The following is a 14858-nucleotide window of genomic DNA, read 5'->3' as shown; positions in this document are numbered from 1 at the left end:
ACCATCTCGATTGTATTTTTTAATTTGTTTTGACAAACGATTACGCGCTGGCTAGTATCGACCGAAATTTTCCGCCAATCAGCTGATTTTTAAGCACATTCCATCGACCAATGCAGCATCGATCCCTGACCCAGGCATGCGCGCGCACCATCGCCGGGCTGTTCATCGGCGCCCTGTTCGCAGCAGCTCCCGGCGCGTTCGCCGACGAAGTCAGCAGTTTTAACCAGAATGTCACCAATTCGACTCAGATCGGGTCGGGTTCCTCCCTCCAGCAGACCAGTGCACAGCCGTCGAGCGGCGGTGCGAAGTCGTTCCTTGCCGGCATGGCGGGCAAGGCGGGCGACGTGGTCGTCGGCGCGCTGAACATGATCGGCGTGCGTTATCGCTGGGGCGGCAACTCGCCGGATTCGGGCCTCGACTGCAGCGGCTTCGTGCGCTACGTGTTCCAGGACACGCTCGGCATGTCGCTGCCGCGTCGCGCGGAAGAGATGAGCCGCGTCGGCGAGAAGGTGAGCATGAGCAACCTGAAGCCGGGCGATCTGGTGTTCTTCAACACGATGCGCCGCACGTTCTCGCACGTCGGCATCTACATCGGCGACAACAAGTTCGTGCACTCGCCGTCGACGGGCAGCACCGTTCGCGTCGACGATCTCGATAGCGGCTACTGGGAAAAGCGGTTCACCGGCGCGCGCCGGATCGAGTCGGAATTCCCGATGAAGGCAGAAGACCTCCGTCAGCGCGTGCGCGCGACGATCGGCGACGATTCGGCGAACGGCAACAACTGACGTTTGCCGGTCAGCCAGGCCGGAAAAAAACCCTGTCACCGAAAGGCGGCAGGGTTTTTTGTTTTTGGGCCGGCGCAGGCGGCGGGGCGGACATCGCTCTGCGGGCAGCAGCGGGGCGCCGGCATGGAGCGCCCCTTCCCGTGACGCGCGTGCTTACGCAGCAGCCACGCCGCGCGCGGCCGCGAGCTTGCGCTGCAGCTCCGGCATGATGCGCGCGACGGCTTCCTCGCCCGCGAGGATCGCCGCGTTGCGCTGGTTGAAGTCGCTGCCGCCCATCGCCGCGAGGTTCGGGCGAATCACGACGTCCGCGTACTTGTCGAGCTCGTAGGTCTTGATCGTCTGGCCCATGATCGTGAAAGTCTGCAGCAGCATCTCGATCGGGTTGTTGGTCGCGGCGCCGTCCGGCCGGGCCGAGATGTCGACCGCGATCACGAAGCTCGCGCCCATCTTGCGCGCGTACGACGCGGGCACCGGGCTCACGAGGCCGCCGTCCACATATTCCCGGTTACCGATCTTCACCGGCTCGAACACCGACGGCACGCTGCACGACGCGCGCACCGCGAGCCCCGTGTTGCCCTGCTGGAACAGGATCGGCTGGCCGCTCTGCAGATCCGTCGCGACGATGCCGAGCGGCTTCGCCATCTTCTCGATCGGCCGGTTGTTCAGCGTCTTGTTCAGGAAGTTCTGCAACGCGACGCCTTGCAGCAGGCCGCGCGAGCGGAACGGCAGCGCCCAGTCGCTGATCGCCGCCTGATCCATGTCGAGCGCGATCTTGTTGATCTGCAGCGCGCTCATGCCCGACGCGTAGAGTGCGCCGACCACCGAGCCCGCGCTCGTGCCGGCGACGATCTCGACGGGGATGCCGCGCGCCTCGAGCGCCTTCAGCACGCCGATGTGCGAGAAGCCGCGCGCGGCGCCGCCGCCGAGCGCGATGCCGATCTTCACGGGCTTCTCTTGCGGCTGCGCCGTGTTGGGGCGGGACTTGTCGCCGAATGACGTGCAGGCGGCGAGGCTGGCGGACGCGCAGGCGATCGTGAAGTGGCGGCGCGACAGGCGAGGGGACGACATCGAATGGTTCTCCGGCGGCTTGGCGGCGGGTTACACGGCCCGCGGCGGCGATAGGTTTCGAGCGGCCGCGCGGCGGGTTCCGTGCGGCCGGCGCCGCGCCGGCTGGCGGCCGCGGCGCGCACATCATAAAGCAAGCGGTGCGCTTGGCGCGCTGTCCGGCGCGAGTATAATTCCGGCTTCTTTCCCGTTCCGGGCGTCGCCGGCTCCGTTGCTGTCCGGGCTGCTGCTGCCGTCCCGCGTCGAATCATTCATGCGCCCCAGGCGTTCGAGTTACCGTTTATGACCCGTCCTGTCCGTACCCGCTTCGCGCCGAGTCCCACCGGCTTCATTCACCTCGGCAACATCCGCTCCGCACTCTATCCGTGGGCGTTCGCCCGCAAGATGGAAGGCACGTTCGTGCTGCGCATCGAGGATACCGACGTCGAGCGTTCGTCGCAGGAAGCGGTCGATGCGATCCTCGAAGGGATGCAATGGCTCGGCCTGGATTTCGACGAAGGCCCGATCTACCAGATGCAGCGGATGGACCGCTATCGCGAAGTGCTCGCGCAAATGCTCGAGAAGGGCCTCGCGTACCCGTGCTACATGTCGGCCGAAGAGCTCGACGCGCTGCGCGAACGCCAGCGCGAAGCCGGCCTGAAGCCGCGCTACGACGGCACGTGGCGTCCGGAGCCCGGCAAGGTGCTGCCGGAGCCGCCGGCCGGCGTGAAGCCCGTGCTGCGCTTCCGCAATCCGCTGACGGGCACGGTCGTCTGGGAAGACGCGGTGAAGGGGCGTGTCGAGATCTCGAACGAAGAGCTCGACGACCTCGTGATCGCGCGCCCGGACGGCACGCCGATCTACAACTTCTGCGTGGTGGTGGACGACATGGACATGGGCATCACGCACGTGATCCGTGGCGACGACCACGTGAACAACACGCCGCGCCAGATCAACATCCTGAATGCGCTCGGTGGCGAAGCGCCCGTCTATGCACACCTGCCGACCGTGCTGAACGAGCAGGGCGAGAAGATGAGCAAGCGCCATGGCGCGATGAGCGTGATGGCGTACCGCGACGCAGGCTTCCTGCCCGAAGCGGTCGTCAACTATCTCGCGCGCCTCGGCTGGTCGCACGGCGATGCCGAGATCTTCTCGCGCGAGCAGTTCGTCGAGTGGTTCGATCTCGAGCATCTCGGCAAGTCGCCTGCGCAGTACGACCATAGCAAGCTGAGCTGGCTGAACGCGCATTACATCAAGGAAGCCGACAACGCGCGCCTCGCCGGACTCGCGAAGCCGTTCCTCGACGCGCTTGGCGTCGACGACGCGGCGATCGCGACGGGCCCCGCGCTCGATGCGGTGGTCGGCCTGATGAAGGATCGCGCGACGACGGTCAAGGAGATCGCGGAAGGCGCGGCGATGTTCTACCGTGTGCCGGCACCGGAAGCCGACGCGCTCGCGCAGCACGTGACCGATGCAGTGCGGCCGGCGCTGGCCGATCTCGCCGCCGCGCTGAAGGCGGCCGACTGGACGAAGGAAGCGGTGTCCGCGGCGCTGAAGGCGACGCTCGCCACGCACAAGCTGAAGATGCCGCAACTCGCGATGCCGGTGCGCCTGCTGGTGGCGGGCACCACGCACACGCCGTCGATCGACGCGGTGCTGGTGCTGTTCGGTCGTGACGTCGTGGTGTCGCGCATCGAGGGCGCGCTCGCCTGAGGTTCGTGCGTCAGTGAAGCTGTCTGCGCGTGAGCGCACGGCAGCTTCGCAAAATATTTCGTGCGAATCGCAAAAAGGGTATTTACAAGTTCAAAGTAGGTCCATATAATCTCATTTCTGTTCTGCAAGGGGGTATAGCTCAGCTGGGAGAGCGCTTGCATGGCATGCAAGAGGTCAGCGGTTCGATCCCGCTTACCTCCACCAACAGAACAAGCTGGATTGATTTGCGAAGCAGTGGTAGTAATAAATGCTTCACAAAATGATTCAAAGCAGTTAGAATTTCGGCCTTCGCTGTTGACCGTAAGTGATAGCGAAAGTCAGACAGATCTGAAAAGATCATGTCCCCTTCGTCTAGAGGCCTAGGACATCACCCTTTCACGGTGAGTACAGGGGTTCGAATCCCCTAGGGGACGCCAGATTCAGCGGCGTTTCGTAGAAGTGTCGCGAGGCTTGCAGGAACGTAACCGACGTCCTGCAGGTAACGGTGCAGAAAGTTGGAGCGGTAGTTCAGTCGGTTAGAATACCGGCCTGTCACGCCGGGGGTCGCGGGTTCGAGTCCCGTCCGCTCCGCCAGAACGAAGCCCGTTCAAGACGTTTTTGAGCGGGCTTTTGTATTAAAGGTGTAAGCAGTACGTTGTCCCCTTCGTCTAGAGGCCTAGGACATCACCCTTTCACGGTGAGTACAGGGGTTCGAATCCCCTAGGGGACGCCAGATTCAGCGGCGTTTCGTAGAAGTGTCGCAACGCAGGCAGGAACGTGACGATGTCCTGCAGGCGGTGGTGCAGAAAGCTGGAGCGGTAGTTCAGTTGGTTAGAATACCGGCCTGTCACGCCGGGGGTCGCGGGTTCGAGCCCCGTCCGCTCCGCCAGAACGAAGCCCGTTCAAAGAACGTTTTTTGAACGGGCTTTATCGTTAAAGATGTAAGCAGTACGTTGTCCCCTTCGTCTAGAGGCCTAGGACATCACCCTTTCACGGTGAGTACAGGGGTTCGAATCCCCTAGGGGACGCCAGATTTCAGCGTCGTTCGAATAAACGACGCGCCGGCAGGAAGTAACCGACGCCTGCCAGGCAAGCAGCAAGACTGGAGCGGTAGTTCAGTCGGTTAGAATACCGGCCTGTCACGCCGGGGGTCGCGGGTTCGAGTCCCGTCCGCTCCGCCAAAAAATGAAAAAGCCCGCCTTGTGCGGGCTTTTTCATTTGTGCTTCCGGTCGCACCTGTCGCACACCGAACTTCCGCGTCCGGCACCTCACTGCTACGAGAAATTCGCGATTGCATCCGTACGCGACTGCGCTATCGTGGCGGGATGCGTTCTTGACCCCTGCGTGATGCTCGATCCGACCGACCTGCGACTCCTGTATCAGCTCCGGCCTGCGGAGCCGGGCGATTTCCCGTTCGCCGAAGCGCTGACGCACGGCAACATGGGCGGTTACTACAAACGCCATGGGCTCGTGTGGCGCAGCGACCTGTTCTTTGCGAGCTGGCGTGAATCCGAGAACTTCATCCTCGAGGCCGACGGCGAGCGCATCGGCGTGCTGCGCGTGACCGAGGAGGGCGACTCCCTGCATATCCGCGACGTGCAGATCGCGGCCGGCCATCGCGGGCAGGGCGCGGGTACCTACATGCTCGACATGTCCCACCGCTGGGCGCGCGCGCGCGGGCTGCACGAACTGCAGTTGCGCGTGTTCGTCGACAACCCGGCCGCGCGCCTTTACCTGCGCATGGGCTACCGGGTCGCCGGGCCGCGGCTCGCGCAACTCGGCTCGATCCGCCACATGGTGCGGCCGGTCTGACGGGCCGGCGATCCGGTCATGCGGTCAGCGGACCATGTCGATCGCGTCGTCGTCCGGGGCGTCGTGTTGCGCGGCGCTGCCCTCCAGGCCTCGATGCTCGTAGCCGCGCAGCATGAACGCGCGCGGGCTTTCGCCGAATGCACGCCGGAACATCGCCGAGAACGCGCTCTGGCTCTGGTAGCCGAGTTCGCGCGCGATATGCGACAGCGGGCGACCCTGGTTCAGCAGCGGGATTGCCCGCGCGAGCAGCGCCTGCTGGCGCCACTGCGAAAAGCTCACGCCCAGTTCCTGCTTGAAGAGCCGCGAAATCGTGCGGGTGCTCGCGCCGACCTCGCTCGCCCAGTGTTCGAGCGACTCCGCATGCGCGGGATGCGCGAGCACCGATTCGCACAGCATGCGCAGCCGTTTCTCGTCGGGCATCGGCACGGCGAGCGGCAGCGGTTCGGCGTGACTCAACTCGTCGAGCACGAGCCCGCACAGCAACCGCTCGCGCGCGGCGCTCAGATCGCGCGCGTCGAGCGCGATGATCAGTTCGCGCAGCAGTCCCGTCACCTCGACGACGCGGCACGCATCGAGCCCGTCCGGCACGATCGACTCGTCGATATACAGCGTGCGCAAATAGGCTTCCTCGACGATCACGACCTCGTGCGTCACGTGCGGTGGCACCCAGATCGCGCGGGACGGCGGCACCATCCAGGTCGTACCGGTCGTCGCGACGCGCAGCACGCCGCGCGACGCGTACGCGAGCTGCGCCCACGCATGCGTGTGCAGCGGAATACGGTGGCCGGCGTCGACCTGCCGGGCGCGCACGCGCATCGGATGGACGGCGGTCGGCGCGAATTCGGGCGGGATGTCGATGACGTACGGGTTCGATGCGTCGGCTTGGACGGGCGGATTCATGGACGGTTCGGGCAGCGCGGCGGCGATGCCGTTATTTTAGAAGGCACCGCGCAAGCGCATGCGGCGGTTTTTCGGGCGATCATGCCGGGTTCAAATGAACTTTGTGTGGGTGCCGGCGATTCCCGGGCGGCTGCCCGCGGTCGCGCGTGCCGCCGGGTTCGAACCATCGGGCCGGTATCGTGGTCTATCGATGCACGTGCATTTTCATGTGAATCGCGCGCGAACACGGCAATAACGAATCGAAGAGGAGAACCACGATGCGCTACGTATTCGTCTACGGCACCTTGAGAGCCGGACAGGCCAACGACATCGGCCATGCGGCCGCACGGCATGGAATCGCGGCGCCGACGCTGCTGGGCGCGGCCGGGCTGCCGGGCGAGCTGTACGATTTCGGCACGTATCCGGGGATGATCGCCGGGCCGGCGGCCGGCAAGTCGCTGGTCTGGGGCGATGTCTACGAGGTCGACGAACAGTTGGTCCCCGTGCTCGACGAGATCGAGCGCGTCTATCCGGGCGTCGACTCGCTGTTCAAGCCGGAGGAGGTGACCGTCGAGCTCGGCGGCCGGCAGTATGCGTGCCTGTACTATCCGATCGCCGCGCATGCGGTAGCCGGGCGTCCGCGCATTGCGTCGGGTGACTGGGTCCAGCACCGGCGCGAGCAGGAAGCCGCCTGAGCGGCCCGGCCGCAGCCGGATTCGTGTCAAAAGAAAAAAGCGCCCCGCAGGGCGCTTTTTTCATGCGGTCATCGCATGCGGCTGGCGGCGGCGCGTGGCCGGCCGCCGGTCGCAGCGTGACGCGTCGTCAGATTTCCTCGTACAGCGGCAGCGTCAGGAATTCGGTGAAGCCTTCCGACGTCGACATGTGTTCGAAGATGGCCGCAGCGCGCTCGTACGGCTGCGCGTCGCCGCCGACCGAGCGCTTCACGTTGTCGAGCTCGATCTTCGAGAATTCACGCACGAGCTCGGCCGTGACCTTGCGGCCGTCGTCGAGCACGCCCTTCGGCGAGCGGATCCACTGCCACACCTGCGAGCGGGAGATCTCGGCCGTGGCCGCGTCTTCCATCAAGTTGTGGATCGGCACGCAGCCGTTGCCGTCGAGCCATGCACCGAGGTAGTGGATGCCGACGTTGATGTTGTTGCGCAGGCCGGCTTCGGTGATCGGCGCTTCCGGCTGGAAGTCGAGCAGGTTCTTGCCTTCGACCTGCACGTCGTCGCGCTGCTTCGCGATCTGGTTCGGCTTGTCGCCGAGCACCTTGACGAACTCTTCCATCGCGATCGGCACGAGGCCCGGGTGCGCGACCCAGCCGCCGTCGTAGCCGTCGGTCGCGTCGCGCTGCTTGTCCGAGCGCACGCCGCCCATTGCCTTGTCGTTCGCTTCCGGATCGTTCTTGATCGGGATCAGCGCGCTCATCCCGCCGATCGCCGGCGCGTTGCGCTGGTGGCAGGTCTTCAGCAGCAGCAGCGCGTACGCGCGCATGAACGGCACCGTCATCGTGATCTTCGAACGCTCGGCCAGGCAGAAGTCGCGGTCGTTCTTGAACTTCTTGATCGCCGAGAAGATGTAGTCCCAGCGGCCGGCGTTCAGGCCCGAGCTGTGTTCGCGCAGCTCATACAGAATCTCGTCCATCTCGAACGCGGCGAGGATCGTCTCGATCAGCACCGTCGCGCGGATCGTGCCGCGCGGCACGCCGACCGCTTCTTGCGCGGCGACGAAGATGTCGTTCCACAGGCGCGCCTCGAGATGGCTTTCCATCTTCGGCAGGTAGAAGTACGGGCCCGAGCCGCGCGCGATCAGTTCCTTCGCGTTGTGGAACAGGAACAGCGCGAAATCGAAGATGCCGCCGGACACGCGCTGGCCGTCGACCGTCACGTGCTTCTCGTCGAGGTGCCAGCCGCGCGGACGCACGATCAGCGTCGCGACCTTGTCGTTCAGCCGGTATGACTTGCCGTTCTGCTCGAGCGAAATCGTGCGGCGCACCGCGTCCTTCAGGTTGATCTGGCCGTCGATCTGGTTGGTCCAGCTCGGCGCGTTCGAATCCTCGAAGTCCGTCATGTACGAATCGGCGCCCGAGTTCAGCGCGTTGATGATCATCTTGCGCTCGACGGGGCCCGTGATTTCGACACGGCGGCATTGCAGGTCGGCCGGCAGCGGTGCGACCTTCCAGTCGCCTTCGCGGATCGACTTCGTCTCGGCCAGGAAGTCGGGGCGCTCGCCTGCGTCGAGGCGTTTCGTGCGTTCGACGCGCGCCTGCAGCAGCGTCTGGCGACGCGGTTCGAACGTGCGGTGCAGCGCCGCGACGAGTTCCAGTGCTTCGGGCGTCAGGATCGCTTCGTAACCCGGCTTGATTTCGCCGGTGATCGTCATGCCTTGCGGCAGCGTGATCGGGGTGCTCATGAGTCTCATCTCCTTGGTCGGTCAGTTGCGGTTTCGGTGAAGGGGGAAGGCGGCAGCGCCGCGAACGTCATGCACCCGGGCTGGGGCGCGTGCGGTTCGCGGGCTTGCCGGACGGAGCCGGGGTGGCGAGGAAGGCGAGCAGGTCGGCCATGCCGGTGCCCGTGCCGTCGGGCGGCGCGCCGAGTTCCTCGGCGGGCGCGCCCGTGCGGTTGAGCCAGAACGTCGTGTAGCCGAACCAGACGGCTCCGGCGACGTCCCAGGCGTTCGACGACACGAACACGATGCTGCGCGGGTTCGACCCGAACGCGGCGGTGCCGAGCGCGTAAGCGGCCGGACTCGGCTTGTACGCGCGCACGGTGTCGGCCGACAGCACGCGATCGAACAGCCCGGTCATGCCGGCGCTCTTGATCGCGATGTCGAGCATCTGCGGGGTGCCGTTCGACAGGATCCCGAGCGACGGGCGCGGTTCGAGCGCGCGCAGCTTGCGCAGCGCGGGCACGGTGTCGGGATAGGTGGACAGGCACGCGTATTCGTCCATCAGCCGCTTCTCGGCCGCGCTGTTCAGCGCGAGCCCGAGCCGGCGCGCGGCGAACCGCAGCGCGTCCAGCGTGATGTCCCGGAACGGGCGATAGCGCGCGCCGGCCGGATCGGCGAGCGTGCGCAGTTGCGAGTATTCGATTTGCTTGCGTCGCCACAGCTGCGACAACCGTTCCCCGTGTCCGGGAAACATCTGCTCCGCCGCGGCCAGCACCGCACGCACGTCGAACAACGTGCCGAATGCGTCGAAGAGGATTGCGTCGGGAGAGGAGAGTGTCGTTGTGGCCGACATAGCCTTGCGCTCCAGTTTCAGAGGTCGGATCGATTCTATTCGTGATCGTATGGTCTAAAAAAGACGCTATTCATCACTTGATCTTTTACTTTCATATACCTAATCTTGAGCGGCTTAAGCTATTTGAAGGGCGGCCGTGCCGTCCTCGCGACTCATGGACCGGTTCAAACAGATCGAAACGTTCGCTGCGGTTGCGGCGAAGGGCAGCCTGTCGGCGGCCGCGCACGCGGAAGGCGTCGCGCCGGCGATCATCGGCCGCCGCCTCGACGCACTCGAGGAGCGGCTCGGCGTGAAGCTGCTGGTGCGCACGACGCGCAAGCTCACGCTGACGTTCGAAGGTTCGGCGTTCCTCGAGGATTGCCAGCGGATCATCAACGACATGCAGAACGCGGAGGCGAGCGTGTCCGCTGGCGGCGTCAAGGCGAGCGGCCACCTGCGGATTTCCGCGCCGGCCGGCTTCGGCCGGCGGCACGTCGCGCCGCTCGTACCCGAATTCAGCGTCGGGCATCCGGACGTGTCGGTCACGCTCGACCTGTCCGACCGGATGGTCGATCTCGTCAACGAGGGGTTCGATTGCGCGGTGCGGCTCGGCGAGCTGCCCGATTCGTCGCTCGTGTCGCTGAAGCTCGGCGAGAACCGCCGCGTGTGCGTCGCGTCGCCCGCCTATCTGGCGCGGCGCGGCACGCCGGTCACGCTCGCGGAGCTGGCGCGGCACAACTGCCTGGCGCTCGCCGCGAATGCGAACCAGCAGCGCGGCTGGGCGTTCCAGGAAGACGACAAGGTCGTGTCGATCCGCGTGAACGGCACGATGGAATGCTCCGACGGCGCGGTGCTGCACGAGTGGTGTCTCGAAGGCTACGGCCTGGCGTGGCGCTCGTGGTGGGAGGTCGGCGACGACATCGCGGGCGGCCGGCTCGTCAGCGTGCTCGATGCATTCGAGGCGCCGCCGATCGGCATCCACGCGGTGTTTCCGCAGCGCCGGCACCTGCCGTTGCGCGTGCGCCTGTTTCTCGATTACCTGAAGCACACGTACGAGCAGCCCGGCTATTGGGGCGAGTAGGCGGCGCCCGCCCGCGTGTTTCCGATATGAGGGCGAACCCGCTGCCGGTTCCGATCGGGCGGTTTCGCACACTACACTCGTAGGAGGCATGTCCGGCGCGTCGCGGCCGGTCTGGACGGGATCGTGGCGCGCGGCGTGCGATTGACGAAGGAGGGCGCGATGTTCAGGCACATCCTCGTTCCAACCGACGGTTCCGAACTGTCGCAGAAAGCGATCGACGGCGCGATCGACCTGGCACGCGCGGTCGGCGCGCGCGTGACGGCCTACGCGTGCCTGCCGCAGTATCCGTACTCGCCGTTTTCCGAAGTGATCATCGAGCCGCCCGCCGATTTCCGCGCGCGCAGCGAGCGCGAGGCGCGTGCGCACCTCGACGAGGTCGAGGCCGCCGCGAAGGCGGCCGGCGTCGCCTGCGACACGTGGACGAGCGTCCACCCGTCGCCGTACCTCGGCATCATCGAGGCGGCCGAACGCGGCGGTTGCGACGTGATCTTCATGGCGTCCCACGGACGCCGCGGTCTCGGCAGCCTGCTGATCGGCAGCGAGACGCAGCGCGTGCTGACCCATACGAAAATTCCGGTGATCGTTTATCGGTAGGGCGGTGGCGCCCGTGGCTGCGCGGGCAGCGTCGCGGAAAAAGGGCGCGCCGGACGAAGCCGGCGCGCATCGTTGCAGGCGGCCCGCAGGCCGCGCGGCGGGTCGCGCGACCAGTGCCGCGCGCCTGCCGTCTCCTCCCTGATTGTTGTCCGGTGGCCGGTGCCGCGCCGTGACGAGGCGGGCACCGGCGTGACGCTGGGCGCGGGTTACGCGACCTTCTTGCCGTCGAAGAACTGCTCGTCTTCGGTCGAGCCGTGCAGCGCGGTCGTCGACGCTTCGCGCTCGACCGTCTGCGTCACTGCGTCGAAATAGCCGGTACCGACTTCCCGCTGGTGCTTGACGGCCGTGAAGCCCTTGTCGGCTGCCGCGAATTCGGCCTGCTGCAGTTCGACGAACGCGCTCATCTGCGTGCGGGCATAGCCGTGCGCGAGGTTGAACATCGAGTAGTTCAACGCATGGAAGCCGGCCAGCGTGATGAACTGGAACTTGTAGCCCATCGCACCGAGTTCCTTCTGGAACTTCGCAATCGTCGCGTCGTCGAGGTTCTTCTTCCAGTTGAACGACGGCGAGCAGTTGTACGACAGCAGCTTGCCCGGGAACTGCTTGTGGATCGCTTCCGCGAACTTCTTCGCGTACTCGAGATCCGGCTTGCCCGTTTCGCACCAGATCAGGTCGGCGTACGGTGCGTACGCGAGGCCGCGCGAAATCGCCTGCTCGAGGCCCGGCTTCGTGCGGAAGAAGCCTTCCACCGTGCGCTCGCCCGTCAGGAACGGCTGGTCGTTGTCGTCGACGTCGGACGTGATCAGGTCGGCCGCTTCCGCGTCGGTCCGCGCGACCAGCACGGTCGGCGTGCCCATCACGTCGGCGGCGAGACGCGCGGCCGACAGCTTCGCGACGGCTTCGCGCGTCGGCACGAGCACCTTGCCGCCCATGTGGCCGCACTTCTTCACCGACGCGAGCTGGTCCTCGAAGTGGACGCCCGATGCGCCCGCCTCGATCATCGCCTTCATCAGTTCGAACGCATTCAGCACGCCGCCGAAACCGGCTTCCGCGTCGGCGACGATCGGTGCGAAGAAGTCGACATAGCCTTCGTCACCCGGGTTCTTGCCTTCTGACCACTGGATCTGGTCGGCGCGCGTCAGCGTGTTGTTGATGCGCTTCACGACGAGCGGCACCGAGTTCGCCGGGTACAGCGACTGGTCCGGGTACATTTCGCCCGCGACGTTCGCGTCGCCGGCCACTTGCCAGCCGGACAGGTAGATGGCCTTCAGGCCGGCCTTCACCTGCTGCATCGCCTGGTTGCCGGTCAGCGCGCCGAGTGCGTTGACGAACGGCTCGTGGTTGATGAGGCTCCACAGTTTTTCCGCGCCGCGCTTGGCCAGCGTGTGCTCGATCGGGACCGAGCCGCGCAGGCGGACCACGTCCTCGGCCGAGTAGCCGCGCTTGATGCCCTTCCAGCGCGGATCGGTTTCCCATTGCTGTTGCAGGTCCTGTGCCTGTTGCTGACGCGACATGATGAGCTCCTTGATGCGGTGTGTTGCCTAATGGGCCGAATCTGACGGTAGTGATGCGGTTCGCGAAGCGGGGCGCGGAGCATTCCGTTTCGCGAAGTCTTGTATAAGAGTCTAGGCAAATCGGCAGGCGCGAAACAGGGGGCTTGCCCGGGGATCGGGTAAATTTTTAAGTGTTTTAAATCAAGTGCTTGTATTTGTGATTTCGGGATGAGAAACGCCTTTTTCCATCCCGCAATCGCACGGGTTGTGCCGTGCAACATGATTTTTTACGACGCAAAAAAATTTTCCGCATCGTGAAATGTGGGGCGGGGCGAAAAAAAACCGGCGCAGGTGCGCCGGTTGGCTGGATGGGTGGGGTGCCCATCCGTTGGGGCGGCGGCGAAGCGCCGCCCGTGCGTGCTTACGACGCGGAGTTGCTGCGACGCGGGCCGCCGCTGCGCTGACCGTCGCGACGCGGGCCGCCGTCGCGGCTGCCGCCCGGCTTGCCGCTCCAGCCGCCGCCATTGCCGCCGCCGTAGCTGCGGCTGTTGCCGTTACCGTTGCCGCCATAGCCGCCGCCCGGCTTGCCGCCGAAACGTCGACCGCCGCCGTTACCGCCGCCCGGACGGCCGCGGCCGCCGTTGCCGCCGTTACGCGGGGGCGCCTTGCGCGGCTCGAAGCCTTCGATCACGTTGACCGGCAGCGGCGCGCGCACGAAGCGCTCGATGCGCTTGAGCGCGCCTTGCTCGGCGTGGTGCACGAGGCTCACTGCCGTGCCCGAACGGCCTGCACGGCCGGTACGGCCGATACGGTGCACGTAGTCTTCCGCGAACTTCGGCAGGTCGTAGTTGAACACGTGCGTGATGCCCGGGATGTCGATGCCGCGTGCCGCGACGTCGGTGGCCACCAGCACGCGCACACGGCGCTCGCGCAGCGCACGGATCGTGCGGTTGCGCGCGCCCTGCGGCAGGTCGCCGTGCAGTGCAGCCGATTCGAAGCCTGCATCGGCAAGACGGCCGGCGAGCTGGTCGGCGTCGATCTTGGTTGCCGTGAAGATGATCGCCTGGTCGAGCGCGTCGTCGCGCAGCAGGTGATCGAGCAGGCGATCCTTGTGATCGCGGTCGTCGACGTAGTGCACGGTCTGCGCGATGTTGGCGCGCGACTCGAGGCGCTGCTGGATCTCGATGCGTTCCGGATCCTTCAGCAGGCGGCTCGTCAGCGAACCGATCTTGCCGTCGAGCGTGGCCGAGAACAGCATCGTCTGGCGCGACTCGGGCGTGGCGGCGACGATCGTTTCGATGTCTTCGATGAAGCCCATGTCGAGCATGCGGTCGGCTTCGTCGAGCACGAGCATCTTCAGTTCGGACAGGTCGATGCGGCCGCGCTCGAGGTGATCGAGCAGACGGCCCGGCGTGGCGACCAGGATTTCCGGGTTCTTCGCGAGCAGCATCAGCTGCTGGCCGTAGGCGACGCCGCCGAGGATGCTGACCGTGCGCAGGCGCTTCAGGTGCTTGCCGTACGTCGATGCGGCCGTGGTGACCTGCATCGCGAGTTCACGGGTCGGCGTCAGCACGAGCAGGCCCGGGCGCGCGACGGGTTGCGGGCGGCGCACACGGCGGTCGCCCTGGTTCGGTTCACGCGGCGCGCGCGGTTGCTGCGCCTGCGTCTTCTGGAGCTGCGCGAAACGTTCGATCGCGGGCAGCATGAATGCAGCGGTCTTGCCCGAACCGGTCGGGCTCGAGACCAGCAGGTCGCGGCCGGCGATGCCGGCCGGAATCGCGCGCTGCTGGACCGGCGTCGGCTTCACGTAGCCGGCGGCTTGCAGCGCGGAGACGATCTCCGGCGACAACCCGAGCGACGCGAAGCTCGGCTCGTCCGACGCCGGTTCGACCGCGGCCGGTGCGGCGGCGTCGTCGAGACCGAGCGCCTGGTCGGCGATCGCGTTGAGCGGGCTGGAGTTGATGCTCGAAGTCATAACAATCCTTGAAACACAGTGGGTGAAACGTCGGCGCCAATCGCGCATACCCAAGTCGTCGGATTCAGCGAGCAAATCGGGAAACGGGTGCAATCCGCCGAACCGTCGGCGGATGAGGCATTAGAAGCTGTTTTGGGTGCGGCGCGCTTCTGGAGCGGGGCCGCCAGCCTGATAAGTGACGACCGCGAGGGTCGAAGCAGGAGGGGACAGGTTCTAAACCGGATTGGAGCTTAACGCTACGAGGCGTCTGGCCGGAACGGCTTGCGAGCCGAGCGCGGGA

Annotated in this window: 12 protein-coding genes and 7 tRNA genes; 13 read left to right on the top strand and 6 right to left on the bottom strand. The window is 65.8% G+C overall.

Translation table 11 applies throughout. The features are described from left to right. Window positions 1-110: 110 nt before the first annotated feature. Window positions 111-785 carry a C40 family peptidase gene (locus OHZ10_RS11090; protein ID WP_059233818.1) on the top strand — a complete coding sequence of 225 codons (675 nt, stop codon included), beginning with the start codon at window positions 111-113 and terminating at the stop codon, window positions 783-785. Between the two features lie 153 nt (window positions 786-938). Here the strand turns inward: OHZ10_RS11090 and OHZ10_RS11085 are convergent, their stop codons facing one another. Beyond that, window positions 939-1853 (bottom strand): patatin-like phospholipase family protein, encoded by a 915-nt coding sequence (locus tag OHZ10_RS11085; protein WP_342702453.1) that lies wholly within the window; start codon window positions 1851-1853, stop codon window positions 939-941. Window positions 1854-2132: 279 nt separating this feature from the next. On the opposite strand from OHZ10_RS11085, the gene gltX reads away from it, so the two are divergent. From gltX to OHZ10_RS11040, 9 genes are all read left to right on the top strand, one after another. Further along, the gene (gene gltX, locus OHZ10_RS11080; protein WP_059233820.1) at window positions 2133-3542 is read left to right on the top strand and encodes a glutamate--tRNA ligase; all 1410 of its coding nucleotides are present in this window, start codon (window positions 2133-2135) and stop codon (window positions 3540-3542) included. A 128-nt stretch (window positions 3543-3670) separates the two neighbouring features. Then, window positions 3671-3746, top strand: a tRNA-Ala gene (locus OHZ10_RS11075). A 136-nt stretch (window positions 3747-3882) separates the two neighbouring features. Next, window positions 3883-3958, top strand: a tRNA-Glu gene (locus tag OHZ10_RS11070). Between the two features lie 80 nt (window positions 3959-4038). Continuing rightward, window positions 4039-4115: transfer RNA gene (locus OHZ10_RS11065), tRNA-Asp, on the top strand. 63 nt (window positions 4116-4178) lie between these two features. Continuing rightward, a tRNA-Glu gene (locus tag OHZ10_RS11060) sits at window positions 4179-4254 on the top strand. 79 nt (window positions 4255-4333) lie between these two features. Then, window positions 4334-4410: transfer RNA gene (locus OHZ10_RS11055), tRNA-Asp, on the top strand. Between the two features lie 66 nt (window positions 4411-4476). Then, window positions 4477-4552: transfer RNA gene (locus tag OHZ10_RS11050), tRNA-Glu, on the top strand. A gap of 73 nt (window positions 4553-4625) precedes the next feature. Further along, window positions 4626-4702: transfer RNA gene (locus OHZ10_RS11045), tRNA-Asp, on the top strand. A gap of 166 nt (window positions 4703-4868) precedes the next feature. Then, window positions 4869-5333 carry a GNAT family N-acetyltransferase gene (locus OHZ10_RS11040; protein ID WP_059233821.1) on the top strand — a complete coding sequence of 155 codons (465 nt, stop codon included), beginning with the start codon at window positions 4869-4871 and terminating at the stop codon, window positions 5331-5333. A 24-nt stretch (window positions 5334-5357) separates the two neighbouring features. On the opposite strand, the gene OHZ10_RS11035 is transcribed toward OHZ10_RS11040, so the two are convergent. Beyond that, window positions 5358-6233: an AraC family transcriptional regulator gene (locus OHZ10_RS11035; protein ID WP_256085036.1), complete on the bottom strand. Its 876-nt coding sequence runs from the start codon at window positions 6231-6233 to the stop codon at window positions 5358-5360. A gap of 257 nt (window positions 6234-6490) precedes the next feature. Here OHZ10_RS11035 and OHZ10_RS11030 point away from each other — a divergent pair, with 257 nt between their 5' ends. Further along, the gene (locus tag OHZ10_RS11030) at window positions 6491-6907 is read left to right on the top strand and encodes a gamma-glutamylcyclotransferase family protein (protein WP_342702451.1); all 417 of its coding nucleotides are present in this window, start codon (window positions 6491-6493) and stop codon (window positions 6905-6907) included. A gap of 127 nt (window positions 6908-7034) precedes the next feature. On the opposite strand, the gene aceB is transcribed toward OHZ10_RS11030, so the two are convergent. Both aceB and OHZ10_RS11020 read right to left on the bottom strand, forming a co-directional pair. Further along, a complete protein-coding gene (gene aceB / locus OHZ10_RS11025; protein ID WP_059233824.1) occupies window positions 7035-8627 on the bottom strand; it encodes a malate synthase A in 1593 nt (530 codons plus the stop codon). A 67-nt stretch (window positions 8628-8694) separates the two neighbouring features. Continuing rightward, complete coding sequence (locus tag OHZ10_RS11020) at window positions 8695-9456, bottom strand: haloacid dehalogenase type II (RefSeq protein ID WP_059233825.1); 762 nt, start codon at window positions 9454-9456, stop codon at window positions 8695-8697. A gap of 154 nt (window positions 9457-9610) precedes the next feature. On the opposite strand from OHZ10_RS11020, the gene OHZ10_RS11015 reads away from it, so the two are divergent. After that, a complete protein-coding gene (locus OHZ10_RS11015) occupies window positions 9611-10516 on the top strand; it encodes a LysR family transcriptional regulator (RefSeq protein WP_059233826.1) in 906 nt (301 codons plus the stop codon). A 159-nt stretch (window positions 10517-10675) separates the two neighbouring features. Beyond that, window positions 10676-11110, top strand: coding sequence for a universal stress protein (locus OHZ10_RS11010; protein WP_011549516.1), 435 nt, complete (start codon window positions 10676-10678; stop codon window positions 11108-11110). A 206-nt stretch (window positions 11111-11316) separates the two neighbouring features. On the opposite strand, the gene aceA is transcribed toward OHZ10_RS11010, so the two are convergent. After that, window positions 11317-12624 carry an isocitrate lyase gene (gene aceA / locus OHZ10_RS11005; protein ID WP_256085034.1) on the bottom strand — a complete coding sequence of 436 codons (1308 nt, stop codon included), beginning with the start codon at window positions 12622-12624 and terminating at the stop codon, window positions 11317-11319. 400 nt (window positions 12625-13024) lie between these two features. Next, window positions 13025-14578: a DEAD/DEAH box helicase gene (locus OHZ10_RS11000; protein ID WP_342702449.1), complete on the bottom strand. Its 1554-nt coding sequence runs from the start codon at window positions 14576-14578 to the stop codon at window positions 13025-13027. Between the last annotated feature and the right edge of the window lie 280 nt (window positions 14579-14858).

The sequence above is a fragment of the Burkholderia arboris genome, from assembly GCF_038723655.1.
Classification (GTDB): Bacteria; Pseudomonadota; Gammaproteobacteria; order Burkholderiales; family Burkholderiaceae; genus Burkholderia; species Burkholderia arboris.
This window is presented reverse-complemented; position numbering and strand designations above follow the sequence as displayed.